Below are 21138 nucleotides of genomic sequence, written 5' to 3' on the forward strand. Positions count from 1 at the left end.
GTTTAAGACTAAATAGAAAAGGGGAAGCTGATCGTCAGCTTCCCCTTTTTGTTGGTTGGATTGTACCGTTACCAGAGTTTTTCGGGATACACACCCTGCTCGTGCAGCCGACGCAGCGACGCCTGTACAGTCGGCTTATCGTCGGGGTAAGTCACGCCAAACCACTCCGACTGACTGCGGAACACCCGGCACCGGCCCTGCCCCCGCTGAATAAGCTTTTCCATAACCGACGGGATATAAAACTCGGCTTTGGGCTTGTCGAAGTTCGCGCGGGCGTACTCCTCAAACTGATCCTTTACCAGCGGAAATACCGCCGGTTTGAAGCCCCAGAAGTTCATCGACACAGGCGTATCGGGGTCGAGCGTCTCGAACACGTCGCCTTCTTCAAAGCCGATAACGCTACCCGTCAGGCCAGCTTCTTTCCGGTAGATTTTCGTGCGCTCAACTACCGACGTCAGGTTTTCCTGCTCGTCGACCGTGCATACCCCGCGCGACACTGACCCAAACTCAGACAACGTGTTCTTTACCTCATAACCGACCATCGCGTGCAGCGCGGGATCAGGATCGGTTTGCAGAAATTCGCCCAGTACCCGAAACGATTCAGGGCCGTAGAAGTCGTCGGCGTTGATAACGGCAAACGGCGTTTTTGTCTGCTCCCAGGCGCACAGCATGGCGTGGCCCGTTCCCCAGGGTTTGGTCCGGTCGATCGGCCCCATGTCGGCGGGTACGTAGGAGTTCAGCGCCTGAATAGCATAGTCGACCTCAATTTTTCCGGCCAGTTTCGCACCGAAGATTTCCTCGAAATCAGCTTTTAGCTCTTCTCGGATAATGAAAACGACCTTACCGAAGCCAGCCCGGATAGCGTCGAACAGCGAGTAGTCCATGATGGTTTCGCCGTTCGGTCCAAACTGATCGAGTTGTTTGATACCCCCGTATCGACTGCCCATTCCGGCTGCCAGCAGGAGAAGTGTTGGTTTCATAGGAATGTAATTGGTTGCGCCGACGAACACTTCCGTTCAGCGTCCCAAAAGTAGCCAAAAACGATAGCGGCCATTAGTTACTGAGAAAAATAGCCGTCTGCCTTTCCCGCTTTTGGTTACTAAACCCAGCGTTACGCTTATTCGCACTCATTAATCTTCAATTATAAAAATTCTTTCTCAACAATATTCTATTTAGAGTTGTTGTTAGTATAATTGTAGGCAAAGCAATAGTTGCCTTGGCAATTAATTCACTTCATCAATAAAGTCCGTCGCGCCGGGGTTGCAGAACGTCGGCGCGACGGCACAAGCTATGCCGTTCTACCACACACTCGGTCAGATTCCGCAGAAGCGCCACACGCAGTTTGCCAAACCGGCAACCGGCACCGACAGCCCGGTACCGTCGGCAAACCTGTACTATGAGCAGCTGTTCGGTACAATCGGATTCGAGGGCATGTCATCGCTCCTCTACCACGCGCATCGCCCGACGATGGTCAAACATGTATCTGACAGTGTTGACATGACGCCGAAGCTGGCCGTCGATAAGAATATGCTGTCGCGGAAGCTGTTAGGGTTTGAGGTTCCACCGGCCGATGATTTTCTCGACAGCCGCACGCCGTTGTTGCTCAACAACGATCTGATTGTGGGGCTTGCTTCTCCGCGTCAGTCGATGACGGACTATTTCTACAAAAACGCCGATTCCGATGAGTTGCTGTTTGTGCATCGGGGGGCGGGGCGGCTGCGGACTTTGTTCGGCACACTGCCATTCGGCTACGGCGACTATCTGATTATTCCGCGCGGAGTGATTTACCAGATCGAGTTCGACCAGCCTGCCGATGCAACCAGCGAAAACCGGCTGCTGTACGTCGAGTCGCATTCACCGATTTACACGCCCAAACGGTACCGCAACCAGTTTGGGCAGTTACTGGAACATTCGCCTTTCTGCGAACGCGACATCCGCCGACCGCAGGATCTGGAAACGCACGACGAAACGGGCGATTTTCTGATCAAGATCAAAAAACAAGGGTCTTTGCATTCGCTGGTCTACGCCAGTCATCCGTTCGACGTGGTGGGCTGGGACGGTTACAACTATCCGTATGCGTTCAACATTCAGAATTTCGAACCCATAACCGGCCGCGTCCATCAGCCGCCACCGGTACACCAGACGTTCCAGACCGATTCGTTTGTTGTTTGCTCGTTTGTACCGCGCCTGTTCGATTACCATCCGCTGGCGATTCCGGCTCCGTACAACCACTCGAACATCGACTCCGACGAAGTGATCTACTATGTCGACGGTGATTTTATGAGCCGCAACGACATCAAACCGGGTCACATCACGCTGCATCCGGGTGGTATTCCGCACGGACCCGCACCGGGTGCCATGGAACGAAGCATTGGCAAGAAAGAAACCGTTGAATACGCGGTGATGGTCGATACGTTCCGCCCGCTGATGCTGACGGAGCAGGCTTTGAAACTGGACGACGGTATTTATTACCAGTCGTGGCTGGAGTGACCCCACCATAACGGGGTGGGGTCAACAAAAAACATACATCAACTCATCATGGAAACGCTCGAGCTTCATCAAACCGAGACTGCCGATTTCCTGCCACTAAACGGCATCGATTACATTGAACTGTACGTGGGCAATGCCCTACAGTCGGCGCATTATTTTCAGACGGCCTTCGGCTTTCAGCCGGTAGCTCACGCGGGGCTGACGACGGGCCTGCGCGATCGGGAATCGTACGTGTTGCAGCAGGGAAAGATCCGGCTGGTACTTACCTCCTCGCTGTACGGTTATACCCAGATCGGTGAGCACGTCGACAAGCACGGCGATGGTGTACGGGTGGTGGCCCTGTGGGTCGACGATGCAACGCTGGCCTTTGAGGAAACAGTCAGGCGGGGGCCAAGCCCTTCATTGAACCGACGACCATGCAGGACGAACACGGGCGGGTCGTGCGGTCGGGGATTCACCTGTACGGCGACACTGTACACCTGTTCGTGGAACGCAAAGCGTATGATGGTCTCTTTCTGCCCGGTTTTACCGCCTGGACACCAGCCTACCAGCCAGCCGAAGCGGGGCTGCGGTACGTCGATCACATGGTGGCGAACGTCAACTGGAACCGCATGAACTACTGGATGGATTTCTACCACGATGTCATGGGCTTTCAGCAACTGGTATCGTTCGACGACAAAGACATCTCGACCGAATACACGGCCCTGATGAGCAAAGTCATGAGCAACGGTAATGGGCGCGTGAAATTCCCGATCAACGAGCCGGCCGAAGGCAAGAAAAAATCGCAGATCGAAGAGTACCTTGACTTCTACGGCGGTCCGGGTATTCAGCACATCGCCGTGGCGACCGACAACATCGTGGAAACGGTGCTGACGCTGCAAGAGCGGGGCGTCGAGTTTCTGACGGTACCGGACGCGTATTACGACACGCTGGCCGAGCGGGTCGGTCCGATCGACGAGGAGATTGCCACGCTGCGCCCGCTGGGCGTGCTGGTCGACCGCGATGAGGAAGGGTATCTGTTGCAGATTTTCACCCGCCCTGTCGGCTCCCGCCCAACGCTATTTTTCGAGATCATTCAACGCAAGGGGGCGCGCTCGTTCGGCAAAGGCAATTTCAAAGCCCTCTTCGAAGCCATCGAACGCGAACAGGCGCTTAGGGGGACGTTATGATTAATTGTGAATGATGGAGTGATAGAATGATTGAATGGGCTGACGCGAACATTTTTCAATCATTCCATCACTCTATCATTCAATCATTCTATCACAGCTATGCACCAATCCTATCCCCAATACACCCCCGACGAGCAGGCGATGTGGGCGATGCTGTTTCGACGGCAGATGGCGCAGTTGCCCGGTATGGCCAGTGAAACGTTTCTGGCGGGTATCGCAGCGACGGGCTTTCGCGAAGACCGTATTCCTGACTTTGCCCACGACCTGAACCCCCGTCTCCGCCAGCTTACGGGCTGGCAGGTGGTGGCCGTGCCGGGGCTGATCGACAACCGGCAGTTTTTCGAATTAATGGCCAATCAGCAGTTTCCAGCGACTACCTGGCTGCGTCGGCGCGATCAGCTGGATTACCTGCCGGAGCCGGATATGTTTCATGACACGTTTGGCCATGTACCGCTGCTGTCGAATCAGGCATTCTGCGATTTTCTGGCGTCGCTGAGTCGAATTGCGTTGACGCATATCGACAGCGAAGACGCCATTGCCATGATTTCGCGGCTCTACTGGTACACCGTCGAGTTCGGCCTGATTCAGGAAGATACCGCTCTCGGATCGGGCGGGTTGCGCATTTACGGCGGGGGCATCCTGTCGTCGGCGGGCGAAACCAGTCACAGCCTGTATAACCCCGCCGTGCAGCGTCGGCCCTACGATGTCGATACGCTGTTGCAGACGCCGTATGTGATCGACCGGTTTCAGGAGCAGTATTTCGTGATCGATTCGTATGAGCAGTTGTACGCATCGATACCCGAAATCGAAGCCCGGCTGGAGGCTTTGCTGGTTAGTTGAACGGCAGGCGTTAACTTGCCGGTTAACCGGCTGCTCACTCCCTGTTTATGACGCACCCCTCGGACGCAAGGGCTTATTTTTTCAAAATCGACACCACGATCAAGAAGATCCGCAACGCTCTGCAAAAGCAGTTCAACGATGCGGGATTCGACCTGACCGTGGATCAGTGGGTTGTGCTCGATCACATTGCCCGTAATCCCGGTATCAGCCAGAATTCAATTTCGGAGATAACCGTCAAAGATGCGCCCACGGTGACGCGAATCATCGACCTGCTGAGCCAGAAAGGGCTTGTTGAACGCCGGATGGCGGATACCGACCGGCGGAAGTTTCTGGTATTCCTGACCGACGCCGGGCAAGCTAAATACGACGAAGTATTACCCGTCGTGTCGGCCATGCGCCGAAAAGGCTGGGGCAACCTCAGCGACGACGATTACCATCAGTTCGTCAAGATCATGGACTCGATCTACCAGAATATGAGCGAGTAGGTGAACAAGTTTAAGGTTTGTAGTTTAACGTTTAAGGTTAGTCGTACAACCAAACAGAGCATCGCCACAAACCTTAAACGTTGAACCACAAACTTTGAACTCCCCGCATGTACGGCATATTCAGCTACGACATCGCACAACCCCGGTTAGGGTACAAACGGAACAACGCTGTTCTTGATCTGGAGGTGGTGGCCCTGCTCGGCTTCTTCAGTGACCTTGATCTCGACCCGTCCGTTTTTGCGCAGCCGACGCTCAACGCCTTTATCGCGCTGGGCCGGTCGGTTCATCGGCTGGTCGGGCAGCGCATCCGCGACCTGCTGGCCGACAGCGAAGCGACGCTGGTCAACGTACACGATCAGGTGCTGATTCCGCTCGACCGAACCACGCTGTATCTACCCGTTCAGATCAGCAATTACACTGATTTTTACGCGGGTATTCATCACGCCGAAAATGTGGGGAAGCTGTTTCGCCCCGATGCCGAGCCGCTCCTGCCCAATTACCGGCATCTGCCCGTTGGGTATCACGGCCGGGCGTCGTCGATCGTGGTATCGGGAACCCCCGTCCACCGACCGACAGGGCCATTTCTAGGGCCGGATCAGCGACCGGTATTCGGGCCAACGCAGGCGCTCGATTTAGAGCTGGAACTGGGCCTAATTATTGGCAAAGCGAACCCACAGGGCAAGGCCGTACCGGTCGGTGAAGCGGAGGACTACATCTTCGGTATCACGTTGTTCAACGACTGGTCGGCCCGCGACATTCAGCGGTGGGAGTACCAGCCGCTGGGCCCGTTTCTGGGTAAAAATTTTGCGTCGAGCCTCTCGGCCTGGGTCATTCCGTTTGATGAGCTGGAACCGTTTCGGGTTGATGGGCCAGTGCAGGAACCAGTGCCGCTCCCCTACCTGCGCTCGACCAGACCCGGCCACTTTGATCTGACGCTGGAAATCTGGCTGCAAACCGGCGACCTGCCCCCGCAGCGTATCAGTCAGACCAATGCCCGGCACCTGTACTGGTCGTTTGCCCAACTCGTTGCCCACCACACCGTCAATGGCTGTAATCTGGTAGTCGGCGATGTGCTGGCGACCGGCACGATTTCGGGAACGCAGCGCGACTCATTTGGCTCACTGCTCGAACTAAGCTGGAACGGAGCCCGACCGCTGATGCTGGCCGACAGTTCGAGCCGAACATTCTTGCAGGACGGCGACACCATTACACTACGTGGCTACGGCTACATCGACGGGCATCAGCTGACGCTGGGCGATGTAGTCGGTACAATTCAGCCGAACACTTAACCAATGCTATGAAAACGATTGACCCGGCGGATGTACCTGCGCCTGAATTTTATAAGCTGCTGACGGCCACGATTGGCCCCCGCCCGATTGCCTTTGCCGGTACAGTCGATACGGCCGGACGACCCAACCTGAGTCCGTTCAGCTTCTTCAACGTCTTTGGCTCGAACCCACCCACACTTATTTTTTCAACCGCTGTAACCCGTCACGGAACGCAGAAACATACCCTGCAAAACCTGCGCGAAGTCGGTGAGGTCACGATCAGCGTGGTTAGCCACAGCATGGTCGAGCAGATGTCGCTGGCGAGTGCCGAGTTCGAGAAAGGCGTCAATGAGTTCGAGAAAGCGGGTTTCGCTGAACGCCCGTCGGAAGTCGTGCGACCACCGGGCGTGGCCGAAGCACCCGCTTCGTTTGAGTGTCGGGTGAAGCAGATCATTGAAACGGGAACCGAGCCCGGTGCAGGCAATCTGATTATCTGCGAGGTCGTGCGGGGCCACTTTCGCGACGACATTTTCGATCAGCAGGGCGTCATCGACCCGCGCCGTGTCGATCTGATCGGGCGACTCGGTGGCGACTGGTACTGCCGTGCCAATGGCGAGGCACTATTTTCGCTGGCCCGCCCAAAAGTAGGTATTGGTGTCGATCAAATGCCCGAACCGATCCGCAACAGTGCGATTCTGACGGGCAACGATCTGGGCAAGCTGGGTAGCTTCTCGGCACTGCCCACGCCGGAAGCGGTGCAGCAGTACAGGCAGTCGGGAGTGTTGACTGACACGTTCGATGAAGCGCAAAACGGTTGCCAGTATCTCCCCGATCTGCTGCATTTACGCGCAAAACAGCTGCTGGCCGATAACAAGGTCGAAGAAGCGTGGCTGACGCTATTGCAGGGTTAGACCTGTCTCAAACAGCATCCTTCTGTAGTTACAGCAAACAGCAGGATGCTGTTTGAGACAAAACATTACCGGTGCTTTTCGACGCCGACCTGTTCGCAGAAGTCGAGGACGGGGCAGGTTGAGCAGCGGGGCAGTGTGCCTGTACAAATGTGCTTGCCAAACGGCATCAGCAGCCGATTGATATCGACCCACCGCTCGCGGGGCACCTGCTTTTCCAGTACTTTCAGCGTTTTCTCCGGTTGTGTCGTCTGCACATATCCCCATCGATTGACCACCCGGTGCACATGAATATCGACGCTTATAGCCGCCTGCCCCGTTGCAACCCCCAACGCCAAGTTCGCGCACTTCGGCCCGACGCCTTTCAGGGAGGTGAGCATGTCGTAATCGGCAGGTAGCTCACCACCAAACTCATTGACAATCCGCTCGGCGATACCGCGCATGGTATACGCTTTCTGGTCGGGATACGTCGTGCCGTAGAGCAAATCCGTCAGCGTCGGAATGTCGAGCGCGAGTAGTTGTTCGGGCGTGCGTGCCTGCTCAAACAGCCGCAGCGATACCGGAATGGTTGTTTCGTCGAGCGTGCGAATAGAAATGATGCACGAGATCAGTTGCTCGAACAGTGTATCGTAACCGCGTTCGAACAGATCGAACATGGCCGCTTTGGGAAACGGACGAACCGCGTCGGCAATGCGGGACAGAACGGCGTCAAGGTCAAAGTTCGGCTTCATCGGTGTCAGGGTTTCGTAACCTGACACCGAATCGAAGCAAACTGTTTTTAAACTTTCGTGATGACCATCTCGACGCGTCGGTTTTCCGGCCGTTCCTTCAACGTACGGTTCGTGTTGATGGGGCGCGAGGGGCCGTAACCTACCGTGTCTACGCGGTCGGCACGGATGCCTTTCGATACCAGATACCGCTTCACCTCATTGACCCGGTTGCGCGACAGCTCAACGTTCGCGTCGAAATCCCCGACGGTGTCGGTGTGCCCTTCCAGTCGGATGTGCATGGTTGGGTTAGTCTGCATGATCCCGGCCAGCCGGTCGAGTTCGGGGAACGACTCGGCTTTCAGATCGTATTTCGACACGTTGAAGTAAATGTTCTTCAACGTCACTTTCGTACCGGCTTCGATGGGTAACAGATCGAAATCGCGGGCTACGCTGCGGCTGCTGGCGTTCAGCGTATCGGTCCGGCTCAGATAACCCGGCCGCGACGCCGTTACGACGTACCGCCCGCGCGTATCCACCGGGATCGAGTAAGCCCCTGTCAGGTCGCCACTCCGCACCGAATCGGACGTCGTGTTTCCGTCTGATTCAGCACCAGACAGCAGTTGATATGTCAGCGTCGCGCCAATCAGCTTACGCGTTTTGGCGTCGCGCGTCAGGCCCGTAATCGCTACGTTTTCTGACACGGCTGGCTCAGCTGGCTGTACCGGTTCTGGCGCGGGTTTGGGGGCAGGTGTCGCAACGCCGGGGGTCGTGCGCGGTGTGGTACGCGGCTGCGTCTGGGCGCGGGGTGTTGCAGGCGTCGTCGGCCGACGTTGGGCATACGTTTGCTGCTTTTTCGGATTCGTGATGTGAACCCCCCAGAAGTTGAAGCAACGTACTGAGCCGTGATCGCGGCACTCGTACAGATCGAATACGGTATAGCCGGGTTCAATACGCTCGAAATACACCACAAAATCAACCCGTTCGCCCGGTTCAACAACCCGGCTCGTTTCGGGCGGAATATTCTCTGCCCGGATAAACTTATACGACTTTTCCCCCTGGTTGACATAGATTCGGGACGATGGCTGAAAGCCGATCGTACTCTCGGTCCACGTGTTTCGGCTCCCCCCGCCCGGCAACGGAATAGTAAACGGATTCCGACGCCGACCCGTCGAACCAGGCCCTGCCGGTGACAGGTGAGTCATGTAAATAATCGTGTATTCGCTGGTCAGTTCAACGCGCCGGATAGACACGTCCTTGTCGTTTATATCGTCGACGCGGGGGGCTACCGTTACGTACTGCGCCTGTGCGGACAGAGCCGAAGCCAACAGCAGGCATCCTAGCAGAAAGGAGAGAAAATGGCGGTTCATAGTCGTTGTTTGGCAGGGAATTACATCCCTAAAACGTTGGATTATAACGCCGGGTTCAGGGTTTAATCGTGTGGTACTTTTCAAAAAAAAGTGCGCCGGGTTTGCACCTGGCGCACTTTTTCTGTGGGGTAAGCAGCTTGATTAATACCCGGCGTTCTGCAACAGCGCGGGATTGGTCGTGATCTCCCGCAGCGGAATCGGGTAAATCAGCCGGGTGCTGTTCCAGGCTACCGTCGTCGTACCGGCAACGATGCTCTGACGGGTGCGCTTGACATCGTGAAGCAACGTACCCTCAAACGCCAGCTCCAGCCGCCGTTCTTTCAGGATCGCAGCCGCCGTCAGCTGAGCGGACGTCAGTGCCGTAGCGCCGGCCCGCGCCCGCACCGTATTGATGTCGGCCAGTGGCGTTACGCCAACCGTTGTACCAGCCCGAAAATTGGCTTCGGCCCGCGTCAGATACATTTCGGCCAGTCGGAGTATCTGGATGTTGCCATACTGATTGATAAATTTGGCCGTACGAACAGCCCCAATCTCATCCTGGTAGAACAGTGCGCCACGATTATCATTGGCATCGTACAGTGCCAGGTGTTTATCGTTGATTTCAATATCACCCCGACCACCGTATTCCGACGCGCCATAGAACGTGTTCAGGTCATTCGTGCCATCCTGATCAGTTATCTGAATAGCAAATATCGTTTCGTTGGTATTGCCCCCGCTGACGTTTGTACGCAGGTCAAATACCTGCTCAATAGGTACCAATTCATACTGACCACCCGCGATGACGCGGTTGGCGGCAGCCGCAGCGTTGGTATAGTCCAGCTTTTGCAGATACACCCGCGACGCCTGCGCAGCCGCAGCCCCTTTGGTAGCAAAGAAACCATTAGTCGCTGGCAGTTTCGATTCGGCATCGACCAGATCCTGAATAACTTGCGTGTACACGGCGGCTACCGTACTGCGGGCGACGTTGTTACTGGCATCGATCGACGTTGTCGGCGTCAGTACGATGGGTACGCCGAGGTTCGCGTTGTTATCGCCATCGCCCCAGCTCTTGGCGTACACCCGCACCAGTTCAAAATACATCGACGCCCGGATAAACTTGGCTTCACCTTCAATGCGGTTACGGTCGGCCGATGCGGCCAAGCTCAGGTTAGCCAGCACGGTGTTGGCGATGTTGATAGCCCGGTACGCATTGGTCCAGGTAACGTCGATCTGATCGTTGTTAATCAGCAACCGTTTGGTGTACATCTGCTGCGGAGCCGCGAAGGTACCCGTCCAGGTTACCTCACCGTTATCGCCCAGCAGTTCGGCGTCGCGTTGCAGATCGCCCCCGTACACGTTAACGTTACCAATGGCGTCGTAGGCACCCACCAGCAGCGCGTTCAGGTCAGAAGCGGTAGACAGAGCCTGTCCGGCCGACACGTTGGTCACCGGTTTAATATCCAGCTTACCCGTGCATGACGTGAGCCAAAGCCCCGTTGCCAGCATCGAAGCCAGTGCTATAGAGTTGATTTTCATGACTGTCAGATAAGAATGGCGTTAGAAACCGATTTGCACACCACCAACGATTGTACGCGGCTGGGGCGCAGAATAAAAGTCGATACCCAGGTTGACGGGGTTAGCACTGTAGGCATCTGAGTTAACCTCAGGGTCCCAGCCGGTGTAGTTGGTAAACGTCAGCAGGTTTTGTCCCGTCACATACACCCGTACTCGATTCAGCTTCACCCGGCTAACAACCGACTGCGGCAGCGTGTAACCCAGCGAAACAGTCCGCAGCCGGACGTAGTCGCCTTTTTGCAGGTACCGCGACGATTCGCCGGTACCATTGCCGCCCAGCAGGCGGGCCTGCGGTACGTTGGTAACGTCGCCCGCCTTACGCCAGCGGTTCAGCTGATCGATCGACTGGTTGTCGAAGAAATCGCCGTTGGCCGACTGAAACTTACCACCGCCGTTGTAGATGTAGTTACCGGCCTGCCCCTGAAACAGCACGCTCAGATCGATACCGGCATAGCTGAAGTTGTTGGTCAGACCACCGATGAATTTCGGCGTCGGACTACCCAGCGCTACGTACTGAGCCGCGTTATAGTCGTTGGTTGTCGTGCGGTTCAGGCTACCATCAGCGTTGGTCGTGTTGGTGTAGTACAGCGCGTCGCCGTTCTGCGTATCGACACCCGCGTATTCAGGACCGTAGAACACGCCCAGCGGCTGCCCCTCCTGCGCCCGGTTGAGGAACGAGCCAGTAATGGTCGTACCGCCCAGATCGGTTACGCGGTTGGTGTTGTAGGCAATGTTAAACGAGGTGTTCCACTTGAACTTACCCGTCAGGTTCTGCGAATTCAGCAGTACCTCAACGCCTTTATTATCGAGCTTACCCACGTTACGCAGTTGTGTTCGGTAGCCCGTCGAGCCCGGCACGTTCACGTTTAGCAGCAGGGCCGTGGTGTTTTTCTGATAATAGTCGATTTCGCCCGACAGCCGGTTGTTGAACAGACCAAACTCAAGGCCGAAGTCGGCCTGCAAGGTTTTCTCCCAGGTCAGGTTCGGGTTCGCAATCTGCAACGGAGCCTGCCCTGGTATACCGGCGTACCCATATGAGCCAGTAGTTCCTGAAGCAGCGTATAGAGCCTGCGAGTTGAAGTTACCGATTTCAGCATTACCTGTCAGGCCGTAGCTGGCCCGCAGTTTAAGCAGGCTGATAACCGGTACCGACCGCATGAACGATTCATCCGAAATGATCCAGCCTGCCGATGCAGCCGGGAACACACCGTACCGGTTGTTGGCTCCGAAACGGCTCGATCCATCGACCCGCGCCGACGCGCCCAGAATGTACTTGTTAGCGAAGCGGTAGTTTACACGGGCAAAGTACGACAGGAAGCTAAAGCCCGTTTCGTTACCCAAACCACCCGTAACCCGGGCCGCCGATGAAATCTGTTTGTAGGCATCACTGGGAAACTGCTGTCCCGTTACCGACGAGAAGTTGCTGCGCGACTGCTGGTACGACATACCCAATGTTGCATCGATGTCGTGCTTTTCGGCGATCGTCCGGCCAAACGTGAAGTAGTTATTGGTCGTGTAGTTGACCACCTGCCGGAAGCTGTTAACACCCAGACCGTTCGGCGCACCCGTGTTGCGGGCCGTTTCCTGCCCATAATATTCCTCCTCCTGCTGACTGATAATATCGGTTCCGAAATCGGTGTGAAACGTCACGCCCGGCACTATTTTGTACTCGGCATACGCATTGGTCAGCACCCGAAATACCCGTGCCTGCAAGGCCGCAAAGTCGCGGTTCAGCAACGGGTTGTAGTACAGCGTATAGTTACCACTCAGCTGATTTGTGCGGGGGTCGATAACGGGCGTCATCGGCGGCAGCGCCACAATCTGCATCGGAGTCGAGAAGGCGTTGTCGTTTGATACCCGGTCGTTGACGGAGTTCACCAGATTCAGCTTGACGCCAATGGTCAACTTCTCCGACGCCGTATGGTCGAGGTTAGCCAGACCGCTCAGCCGCCGGAATCGGTTTTTAATCAGGATACCGTTCTGATCGAAGTACTGGCCCGATACGTAGAAACGCGTTTTGGCGTCGCCACCACGAGCGTTGAAATCATATTGCTGCGAAGGTGCCTTTTGAAACGCTTCAGCCTGCCAGTCGGTATTGTACTTCGGGTTGGGCGCCTGCCAGCCCGAAGCGTCACCGGCGGCATAGCGCGTAAACCGGTTGTTCAGCGACGTACCGGGGGCCAAATAACCCAGGCTAATCGAGTTGGCCAGTGCTTCCTGAAGCAGTTCGACGTACTGATTGGTATTGAGCCACGTCCGCAAATGGGTTGGGGTGCTCATACCATACTGCGCGCCGATTTCAAAGGTCGTTTTACCGGCTTTACCGCGCTTGGTGGTAATCAGCACAACGCCGTTTGCCGCCCGTGCGCCGTAAATAGCTCCGGCCGATGCGTCTTTCAAGACTTCGATCGACTCAATATCGTTCGGGTTCAAATCGGCAATCGGGTTGGTCGGGGCCGTTGTCGACGACTGATCCGACGATGTAACCGGAATACCATCAACCACGTAAAGCGGCTGGCTGCTGGCCGTCAGCGAAGCCGCACCCCGCACCCGGATTTGCAGCCCCTGCCCTACCTTACCGTTGAGCGACGTGATCTGCACCCCGGCTACGCGCCCGGCGAGGGCCTGCTCAGCACTGGGTACCGGAATGTTCGCCACTTCGCGTGAGGTCACCTGCGCGATGTTACCGGTCAGGTTCCGCTTCGATTGCGCGCCATAGCCCGTTACGACAACCTCGTCCAGCGCGCGGGTATCATTGCTCATCGATACGTTCACCGCCGTACGGTTACCGACCGAGATCTCCTGCGTAGTAACACCGACAAAGCTGAATACCAGTGTGTTGATGTTCGGTGGCAACTCCAGCGAATAATTTCCGCCTGCATCCGTCTGCGTACCCCGGCTTGTTCCTTTCGCAACAACGGACACCCCTGGCAGGGGGGTCCCATCTTCCGCCGACGTCACCTGCCCGGTTACGCGTCGGCTCTGCGCCAATGCCGGTAGCGTCAGCAGCAGGCATAGCAGAATCGTTAGTTTAGATAAATGTTGTCTCATAGATGAGCGACGTTATTGATCTGTTTACTGTCCAAAGTACGTCTTAAAATTTGGTTAACGAACACCTTAGCAAAATTGTACAATCCTACCTGCGGATTAAGTCAACTTTCAACACGTGTTCAGGATTTCACTGCTCGCGTCGACATCACCTTGACCTTATCCCGGCGTCAGGCGTTACAAACAAAAACCGGGGTACCGCTGAAAGCAGTACCCCGGTTTTTGTGCTGTCTGACCAGCCCCAATCGGAAGGGTATTCCTAGAAATTGGGGTTTTTTGTCGCCACGCTGGATGTCGACGGGTTTAACACCGACTCATCCGCCGGAACGTCCCAGTAGTCGAGGAAGTTATAGCTGATGGTTACGTTTTTGTTAACCGCTCCAGCCGTCGTTACAACCGTGTTGCCGTAGCTACCTCCGCCGTTGGCGATGTCATAGATCCAGCCCCACCGGCGGCTATCGTAGTACGACAGGCCCCGGCTGAACAGGGCTACCCGCCGTTCTTTGGTCAGTTCGGTCAGGGCTTTTGCCAGCGTCAGGCTCGTACCTGTTACAGCCGCTACACCCGCACCCTGGTAGTTGCGAACGTCGTCGATGTAGCCCAGCCCTTTCTCGATGTTGCCGAGCCGCAGGTTGGCTTCGGCCAGAATCAGGGCGTTTTCTTCATAGCTACCGGCGATGTACAGTTCGTACGCGCCAGCCGTCCGGTTGCCATATACATATACACCCGACGCGCCGTTGCCGCCGTTTACCATGCTGTAGCGCGTGGTGTAGGTGTAGTTGTTTTTGTACATTGTCTTCGTGTCGAAGTTGTTCGACAACCGCTTATCGCCCGAATTGAACGCCTGGATAAACCGTTCCGTAACCTTGAACGTCGACGCCGTGTTGGGGTTAGTCGTCAGCGCAGATACGGTGCCCCCCGTAGGCGTGAAGAACGAGTTCTGCGACGTACTCCGACCCGTGAACACGATATCACCCTTTTGAATACCATTCGTCGCCAGCGTCAGCACGCTGTTCCAATCGGCAGCGGTCATGGTCGAGGTCGATGATTTGGCGATGGTCGCGCTTGGGTTTCCGTTGACGAACGGAGCCAGTTTGTTGGCGATGATGTTACGGGCCAGCATCGTATTGATGTTGCGCTTCCATACATCGACCGATGGTACACCACCCAGACCCACCTGATTGACCGCCGGAATCAGCTGACCCAGCATCGACTGATAATCGGTCGTGCTGGAGATGCTGCTCAGCGTCGTAGCGGCCATGTTCAGGTACGTATTCGACTGCGTAATGATCGCATCGTGCGACACGTAATTCCCGTTTGTGGCACCCGCCTGATCTTCGATCAGACCGGCATAATACATCGACCCGATCGACGCGTAGGCATAGCCTTTCCACCAGTAACACCAGGCTTTCACCGTGTTCTTCTTAGAAGTCGCATCGCCTGAAAACGAAATATTGTCGACGGTCGCCAGCACCTGATTACAGGCGTTGTTGAGCGCGTACATATTCAGCCACTGATAGTAAAGCGGGTTGTTACCGGCCCCCGTGGCAGCCCGGCTGTTGTACGCCCGGATGATACCGATCTGTGGGGCCGGGTTGGTCTGCTTCGTACCGTCGTCCAGAATGATATAGTCGGGTACGCCGATCGTCGTCACCTGGTTGTTGGAGGCATCGGCCCCAACAATATCAGCCATCAGCGCGCTGTACCCCCAGGGCAGCGAAAAGTAACTGTCGCCCAGCCAGCCGTCGCCGTTGGCGAAGCCGTTGATGTATACGCCACCCTGCGCGAAAGAGATAAGCCCGGCTTCGGTGTTTACGTTGGCCGACAATGTTGGTGCATTGGGGTTACCGACATCGAGCTGGTCTTTGCAGGCGCTTCCGCTCAGCAAAGCAACTGTCAGACAAGCAGCCGTAATAAATTTATGATTCGATATGAATTTCATATGTGAAGACATTAGAAAATTAGAAGCCAATGTTCAGACCCACCTGGTACGACTTGATGTTGGGCAATGTGCTGTGGTCGACACCCCGGTCGAACGACGAGTTCGACGCACCCGAACTGATCTCCGGGTCGTAGCCCGTGTACTTAGTGAACGTCAGGATATTGCGTCCTGTAAAGACGATCTGTGCCTGGCTCAGGTACGGAATCTTCACCACTTTGGCGATGTCGAAAGCCAGCGATATGTTACGCAGCCGGACAAACGAGGCATCTTCTACGAAAAAGTCTTTGGTACCGTTGTTACCGGCCCCGCGCAGGCTACCCCACAGGTTGTAATAAGCGCTCGACCAGTAGGCGGGGAAGGCACCGGTTTTGCCGTCGATCGTTACCTGCTTGGTGAAGTCGCCACTGATACCATCGCGGTACATCCACTCTTTCGTCTGGTTGTAAAGGTGGCTGCCGTAGACCCAGTCGAACTGGAAGTTGAAGGTCAGGAAGTCTTTGAACGAGATACCGTTGATGAACGACATGTTGAACTTGGGGTTCGGGTTCATCAGCGGGTACGTTTCGTTGGTGAACTGCATCTGATATGTAGATTTGTTCACAACACGGCCATCGACAATCTGGTACTGCCCTTCGTTGGCCGGGGTGATATACCGCTGCCCCGACTGGTTTACGTAATCAAGGCTCGTGAGGGCTTTATAACCATACACCTGCCCAATTGGCTGACCCGGCGTCAGCACCAGTGCGGTGCTACCAGCGCTCGTCGTCAGGATGATGTCGGCACCGCCCGAGATGGCGTCAATTTTCGACAGTTGATGACCGAAGTTGGTGGTAAAATTCCACTTCAGGCCCGGTGAAGTGTAGACCGGCAGCGACAGCGAGAACTGCACCCCATTCGACGACATATTGATAGCGTTGGTCAGCTGACCCGTCGAACCCAGTGACGGTGGTACGCTTACCGAGTAGATCACGTTTTCGCTCTTGCGCTTCCAGTACGTAAACGAACCGGTGATCGAGTTGAGCCACGACCGGCCAGCGTTACCGCCAACCGTAAAGTCCGTACCAATTTCCAGTTCTTTCGATACTTCAACCTGAAGGTTGGGGTTGTTGGTCGTCGTCGGAATCGAATACACCAGACCAGAACCCAGGTTTTGCTGACTCAGCACGGGGTAGCGATCAAAGGCGCCCGGCTGAATACCGGCTTCACCATAGGCTGCCCGGAGTTTGAAATACGGCAGGGCGTTAGCAATGCTGCTGTTTTTGAAGAACGACAGCGGGTTGACGAACACGTCGGCGTGGGGGAAGGTAAATGGCTTCGAGCCACCACCAAAGGCCGACGACCAGTCGCTGCGGAAACCACCCGTTACACCAAACAGATCGCCGTACGTGATTTTCTGGTTGACCAGATAACCATACGTGATGAACGGCGTAACATAATCGTACGATACCGCCTGCGACGCCGTCGAGCTGATGTTGTACGGTGGCGCCATGCTCAGGCCCAGTCCGTAGGTGCGGTAATCGGTCGACCGGTTTTTACGGTAGTCAAACGATACCTGCGTACTGGTTTCGATAGGGAGTTTGCTGCGGAAATCCTCCTGAAAGTTGGTGCGGAAGTAGGCCGTACCGAGGAAGTTCTGGAAGGTATTGGTGTACTGGAAATTGTCGATTTCCCCTTTGTTATCCGACGCGTTATTGCCCGACCAGTTGTTATAGTAGTTCGAGCTGACGTTGGCCGACTGGTTATAGTAGGTCCAGCGGGCTGCTTCGTTCCGGTAGTTGATGCCGTATTTGGCGTCCAGTTCCACGAACTTGTTGACCTTATAGTTGGCGTCGAAGTTCTGAAGTACCTCGATTTTGTTGTTCAGCCCGTCGGTGTACTCCTGCACGTAGTAGGGGTTGCTGGAGTTAACACTGACAAAGTCGGCCAGCGGGTGAACGGCGTAGGTACCGTCAGCCAGGGGGCGGGTCAGGTCGAAGAACGGCGATGTGTTCAGGAAGCCATAAGTGGCACCGGTTCCCGGACCCGTGCTACCGCCCGTACCAACGGCGTAAGTAGCGCCCAGCCCTGGGTGCAGCGTGTTTTTGGTGTAGATCAGCTGCGTGCTGGAGCGGATCGTGAAGTTCTTGAAAATCTCCGTACCCAGGTTAGCCGAGAGGTTGCTGCGATCCAGGTACCCGTTTTTCAGAATCGGCGTTACGGTGTGGTTGTTCGACGCCGTGATGCTGTAATCGTTCTTTTCGCCACCACCCGAAATCGTGATAGTGTTGTTGGTCGTACTACCCGTCTGGAACACCTGCTTGAAGTGATCGTAGTATTTCAGGTTCGCGTCGTACGCTTTGTTGTTGTCGTTGTTGATGTTCTGAATGGCATAGCGTGTTCCCCCGCCGTACTGATACGACAGACCAACGATCGAGCCGTTTTCGTTGTAGGCCAGCGGCTGACCCGTCGTTCCACTGATGATGTTGTTGTTGGCGTCGGTGAGCCACGAATGCTTGTCGGCCTTGCGTACGTTGCCCGTGTTGAGGAATTCGTTCGACGAATAGCTGGTCGAGAAGCTAACCGACGTGCGGCCTTTTTTGCCTTTTTTGGTAAATACCTGAATAACGCCGTTGGCACCCTGCGCACCGTAGATCGACGCCGAAGCCGCACCCTGTACTACCTCTACCCGGTCGACGTTGCTCAGGTCGAGTGAGTTGATGTCGGTACCTGCTACCTGCACACCGTCGACCATGATCAGCGGACTGGTGCTGCCCTGCACCGAGTTGATACCGCGCAGCAGAATGTTGACCGGCGCACCGGGGTTACCGCTGACCGACGAAATCTGTGCACCCGGAATTTTACCGATCAGCGCCTGATCGATAGACGCCGTCGGCGTCTGGGGCAGGTTCTTGGCCGATACGCTTTCGACCGAAATACCCAGCTTGGCCTTGCTGGTGGCGATACCGCTACCTGTCACGACGACTTCGGTCAGCAGTTTGGAGTCGGAAGCCAGACTGACGTTCAATTCAGTGTCGTTCCGCAGGGTCAGTTCCTGGGTTTTGAACCCAACGAAGCTAAAAACCAGCACGGTGTTGTTGCCGCTCGGTACAGCCAACGAATACGTACCACCGGCATCGGTTACGGTACCTCTATTGGTTCCCTTGATAACGACCGATACGCCCGGAACAGCGGCACCGTCTTCGGCCGCCGTAACCTTGCCAACGACCCGTCGATCCTGCGCCTGCACAATAGTCAACAGTGAGCATACCAACAGTATACTCATCCATAGAACTTTTCTCATAAGGTAATTTGCGTTAGGTAAGCTATAAGTACAATTACAAATATACCCCCAGCGAAAAGACCATATTATGTTTTGATTAAGTTTAATGAGTTTATAATTTATTTCAATCCTTTGACGTATGGGCGAATATTCTATTGAATTATCGCTTTATCATACCATGAAAACGGGATTAACAGGCTTTTGCACAATGGTATTATACTCATAATGCTATTTGTCGCAAAACCAGCTTGCCCAGCGATGGGCGCGCCCCTGTTCGGCGGTTAGTCGGTAGTCATTACTGAATCATATCCGGGAGCGATAAGGCTGGAATGTCGATGCATGCTGACCCCGTTGCCCATAAAAAAACCGCTGCCTTGCGGGGCAACGGTCTTACTATGAGTCCATGCAATACTAACTACAGCCCTGTAAAACCTGCTCGATATCAGCCCGCATGGCAATCGTGTGTTGATACCCGATCCGGAACACCTCCCGCGCCTTGCTGATATCGGTAGGGCCGTAGCCAACCAGATCGTGCGGCTCGATCAGCAGGCTACAACGGCTAAACTTATCGCGGGTCTTGCTTTGCACCGCCAGAATCAGGCTGCGCTCAATAACCCCTCGTGCCGAGCGCACCGGCCGGTCTTTCCCGAACGGATTGCAATGCGACGCTATAACGATATCTATTTTGTCCTCGATTGGCTCAATGGGCAGGTTGTTCAGCACGCCCCCGTCGATGTATTGTCGTTTGTTGATGAGCATCGGCTCAAAGATGCCCGGCAGGCAGCAGGACGCCAGCACCGGCCTAATCAACTCCCCTTTCTCGAACAGCACCTGCACACCGTCGGTCAGGTCGACAGCGACAACGTGTAACGGAATGTGCAGCCCCTCGAATGAATCGTGGGGGATGTATTTGCGGAACAGGTCGATGGCGGTGTCGAGCCGGAGCAGGCCCATGCGGTTCCAGGCCGGGCGCAGGTGCTTCATAAACGACGACGATTCGAGCAGTTTCAGGCTTTCGTCGGGCGAGTAGCCTTGTGCGGTAAGTGCGCCCACGATGGCACCAGCACTCGTTCCCGAAATCTGATCGAATGTCAGGCCCATTTCCTGAAGGGCCTTGATAATACCCAGATGCGCGATGCCCCGCGCACCGCCCCCCGACAATACCAGTCCAATTTTCATACTATGCAAGCTAATGGCCGCGTCTGGCGAACAGACCGGACACTATAATAACTCGGCCAGCCTACCGCTCTGTTTAATTCGGATGCCTTTTTCGGTTCGTTCCAGCAAAGCCGCTTCGACGTAGGGGTCGTGATCGAACACCAGTATCCAGTCGCCATCGACGGCCTGTTCGAGATACTGTTCTTTTTCGCTCATCGCCACCAGCGGCCGGATATCGTAACCCATCACGTACGGAATGGGAACGTGCGAGGTCGACGGAATCAGATCAGCACAGAATAATAACGTCCGACCGGCGTACTGCATTTTCGTCAACGTCATTTTTTCGGTGTGCCCATCGACGTACAGCAGGTCTAGTCCGCCAATGCTGTGATCGCGTTTGTCCGTAAATACCAGCTGGCCGCTTTCCTGCAAGGGTAGCAGGTTCTCGCGCAGGTAGGTCGCCCGTTCGCGGGGGTTGGGTTCATGGCCCAGTCCCATTGCCCGCTATGCACCCAGTACGTCGCGTTGGCGAAAGTGGGAGCCAATCGGGTGCGGGCCGCGTCGGCGTAACTGACGGCCCCACCCGCGTGATCGAAGTGCAGGTGCGTCAGCAATACATCGGTTATATCGTTGGTAGAATATCCCGCCCGCTCAATTTCGCCCGTGAGGGTTTTGCCGTTAGGCAGGTCATAGAAGCTAAAGAAACGGTCGTTCTGTTTGTCGCCGGTACCGGTATCGACCAGCATCAGCCGGTTACCGTCTTCGATGAGCAGGCAGCGCAACGCCCAATCGCACAGGTTACGATCGTCGGCGGGGTTGGTACGCTGCCAGATGGTTTTCGGAACGACGCCAAACATAGCGCCCCCGTCGAGTTTAAACGGGCCGACGTCGATGGTTTTGAGTTGCATAGGAAAAGCATTCGGGTTTTGCGGGTAAAGAA

The 21138-nt window shown here is 55.5% G+C and carries 15 protein-coding genes and 1 pseudogene; 6 read left to right on the plus strand and 10 right to left on the minus strand.

The annotated features are described in order from the left end of the window. Positions 1-68: 68 nt before the first annotated feature. The gene (locus tag HH216_RS03825) at positions 69-980 is read right to left on the minus strand and encodes a nucleotidyltransferase family protein (protein ID WP_169549583.1); all 912 of its coding nucleotides are present in this window, start codon (positions 978-980) and stop codon (positions 69-71) included. A 310-nt stretch (positions 981-1290) separates the two neighbouring features. Between HH216_RS03825 and HH216_RS03830 the strand changes: the two genes are divergently transcribed. From HH216_RS03830 to HH216_RS03855, 6 genes and pseudogenes are all read left to right on the plus strand, one after another. Next, positions 1291-2490, plus strand: a complete 1200-nt coding sequence (locus HH216_RS03830; protein ID WP_169549584.1) for a homogentisate 1,2-dioxygenase — start codon at positions 1291-1293, stop codon at positions 2488-2490. A 48-nt stretch (positions 2491-2538) separates the two neighbouring features. After that, positions 2539-3659 (plus strand): annotated as a pseudogene (hppD, locus tag HH216_RS03835) (4-hydroxyphenylpyruvate dioxygenase). A 99-nt stretch (positions 3660-3758) separates the two neighbouring features. Continuing rightward, a complete protein-coding gene (locus HH216_RS03840) occupies positions 3759-4499 on the plus strand; it encodes a phenylalanine 4-monooxygenase (RefSeq protein ID WP_169549585.1) in 741 nt (246 codons plus the stop codon). A 47-nt stretch (positions 4500-4546) separates the two neighbouring features. Continuing rightward, complete coding sequence (locus HH216_RS03845) at positions 4547-4984, plus strand: MarR family winged helix-turn-helix transcriptional regulator (protein ID WP_169549586.1); 438 nt, start codon at positions 4547-4549, stop codon at positions 4982-4984. Between the two features lie 107 nt (positions 4985-5091). Then, on the plus strand, positions 5092-6273 hold the full coding sequence (gene fahA, locus HH216_RS03850) for a fumarylacetoacetase (protein WP_169549587.1): 1182 nt from the start codon (positions 5092-5094) through the stop codon (positions 6271-6273). An 8-nt stretch (positions 6274-6281) separates the two neighbouring features. Then, on the plus strand, positions 6282-7163 hold the full coding sequence (locus tag HH216_RS03855; RefSeq protein WP_169549588.1) for a flavin reductase family protein: 882 nt from the start codon (positions 6282-6284) through the stop codon (positions 7161-7163). 65 nt (positions 7164-7228) lie between these two features. Here HH216_RS03855 and HH216_RS03860 read toward each other — a convergent pair whose 3' ends face one another. The 9 genes from HH216_RS03860 to HH216_RS26575 form a co-directional block, all read right to left on the minus strand. Then, a complete protein-coding gene (locus HH216_RS03860) occupies positions 7229-7891 on the minus strand; it encodes an endonuclease III domain-containing protein (RefSeq protein WP_169549589.1) in 663 nt (220 codons plus the stop codon). 47 nt (positions 7892-7938) lie between these two features. Then, positions 7939-9237, minus strand: a complete 1299-nt coding sequence (locus HH216_RS03865) for an OmpA family protein (RefSeq protein ID WP_169549590.1) — start codon at positions 9235-9237, stop codon at positions 7939-7941. A 141-nt stretch (positions 9238-9378) separates the two neighbouring features. Next, positions 9379-10752 carry a RagB/SusD family nutrient uptake outer membrane protein gene (locus tag HH216_RS03870; RefSeq protein ID WP_169549591.1) on the minus strand — a complete coding sequence of 458 codons (1374 nt, stop codon included), beginning with the start codon at positions 10750-10752 and terminating at the stop codon, positions 9379-9381. A gap of 21 nt (positions 10753-10773) precedes the next feature. Next, entirely contained in the window at positions 10774-13842 is a 3069-nt protein-coding gene (locus tag HH216_RS03875) for a SusC/RagA family TonB-linked outer membrane protein (protein WP_169549592.1), read from the minus strand. Between the two features lie 256 nt (positions 13843-14098). Beyond that, positions 14099-15781, minus strand: a complete 1683-nt coding sequence (locus HH216_RS03880; protein ID WP_169549593.1) for a RagB/SusD family nutrient uptake outer membrane protein — start codon at positions 15779-15781, stop codon at positions 14099-14101. Between the two features lie 19 nt (positions 15782-15800). Further along, entirely contained in the window at positions 15801-19061 is a 3261-nt protein-coding gene (locus HH216_RS03885) for a SusC/RagA family TonB-linked outer membrane protein (RefSeq protein ID WP_169549594.1), read from the minus strand. A gap of 390 nt (positions 19062-19451) precedes the next feature. Then, positions 19452-20219 carry a patatin-like phospholipase family protein gene (locus tag HH216_RS03890; RefSeq protein ID WP_169549595.1) on the minus strand — a complete coding sequence of 256 codons (768 nt, stop codon included), beginning with the start codon at positions 20217-20219 and terminating at the stop codon, positions 19452-19454. Positions 20220-20261: 42 nt separating this feature from the next. Beyond that, positions 20262-20537 carry an MBL fold metallo-hydrolase gene (locus tag HH216_RS26570; protein WP_332871467.1) on the minus strand — a complete coding sequence of 92 codons (276 nt, stop codon included), beginning with the start codon at positions 20535-20537 and terminating at the stop codon, positions 20262-20264. A gap of 32 nt (positions 20538-20569) precedes the next feature. Beyond that, positions 20570-21106, minus strand: coding sequence for an MBL fold metallo-hydrolase (locus HH216_RS26575; RefSeq protein ID WP_332871468.1), 537 nt, complete (start codon positions 21104-21106; stop codon positions 20570-20572). Between the last annotated feature and the right edge of the window lie 32 nt (positions 21107-21138).

Origin of the sequence: Spirosoma rhododendri, from assembly GCF_012849055.1 — a bacterium.
Taxonomy (GTDB): Bacteria; Bacteroidota; Bacteroidia; order Cytophagales; family Spirosomataceae; genus Spirosoma; species Spirosoma rhododendri.

Bases quoted from the DNA above. Each gene is read 5' to 3' on its own strand.
- HH216_RS03840 (WP_169549585.1), top strand. From the start codon at position 3,759: ATGCACCAATCCTATCCCCAATACACCCCCGACGAGCAGGCGATGTGG.
- HH216_RS26575 (WP_332871468.1), bottom strand. From the start codon at position 21,106: ATGCAACTCAAAACCATCGACGTCGGCCCGTTTAAACTCGACGGGGGC.
- HH216_RS03890 (WP_169549595.1), bottom strand. From the start codon at position 20,219: ATGAAAATTGGACTGGTATTGTCGGGGGGCGGTGCGCGGGGCATCGCG.
- HH216_RS03830 (WP_169549584.1), top strand. From the start codon at position 1,291: ATGCCGTTCTACCACACACTCGGTCAGATTCCGCAGAAGCGCCACACG.
- HH216_RS03875 (WP_169549592.1), bottom strand. From the start codon at position 13,842: ATGAGACAACATTTATCTAAACTAACGATTCTGCTATGCCTGCTGCTG.
- HH216_RS03825 (WP_169549583.1), bottom strand. From the start codon at position 980: ATGAAACCAACACTTCTCCTGCTGGCAGCCGGAATGGGCAGTCGATAC.
- HH216_RS03860 (WP_169549589.1), bottom strand. From the start codon at position 7,891: ATGAAGCCGAACTTTGACCTTGACGCCGTTCTGTCCCGCATTGCCGAC.
- fahA (WP_169549587.1), top strand. From the start codon at position 5,092: ATGTACGGCATATTCAGCTACGACATCGCACAACCCCGGTTAGGGTAC.
- HH216_RS03885 (WP_169549594.1), bottom strand. From the start codon at position 19,061: ATGAGAAAAGTTCTATGGATGAGTATACTGTTGGTATGCTCACTGTTG.
- HH216_RS03880 (WP_169549593.1), bottom strand. From the start codon at position 15,781: ATGAAATTCATATCGAATCATAAATTTATTACGGCTGCTTGTCTGACA.
- HH216_RS03870 (WP_169549591.1), bottom strand. From the start codon at position 10,752: ATGAAAATCAACTCTATAGCACTGGCTTCGATGCTGGCAACGGGGCTT.
- HH216_RS26570 (WP_332871467.1), bottom strand. From the start codon at position 20,537: ATGACGTTGACGAAAATGCAGTACGCCGGTCGGACGTTATTATTCTGT.
- HH216_RS03855 (WP_169549588.1), top strand. From the start codon at position 6,282: ATGAAAACGATTGACCCGGCGGATGTACCTGCGCCTGAATTTTATAAG.
- HH216_RS03845 (WP_169549586.1), top strand. From the start codon at position 4,547: ATGACGCACCCCTCGGACGCAAGGGCTTATTTTTTCAAAATCGACACC.
- HH216_RS03865 (WP_169549590.1), bottom strand. From the start codon at position 9,237: ATGAACCGCCATTTTCTCTCCTTTCTGCTAGGATGCCTGCTGTTGGCT.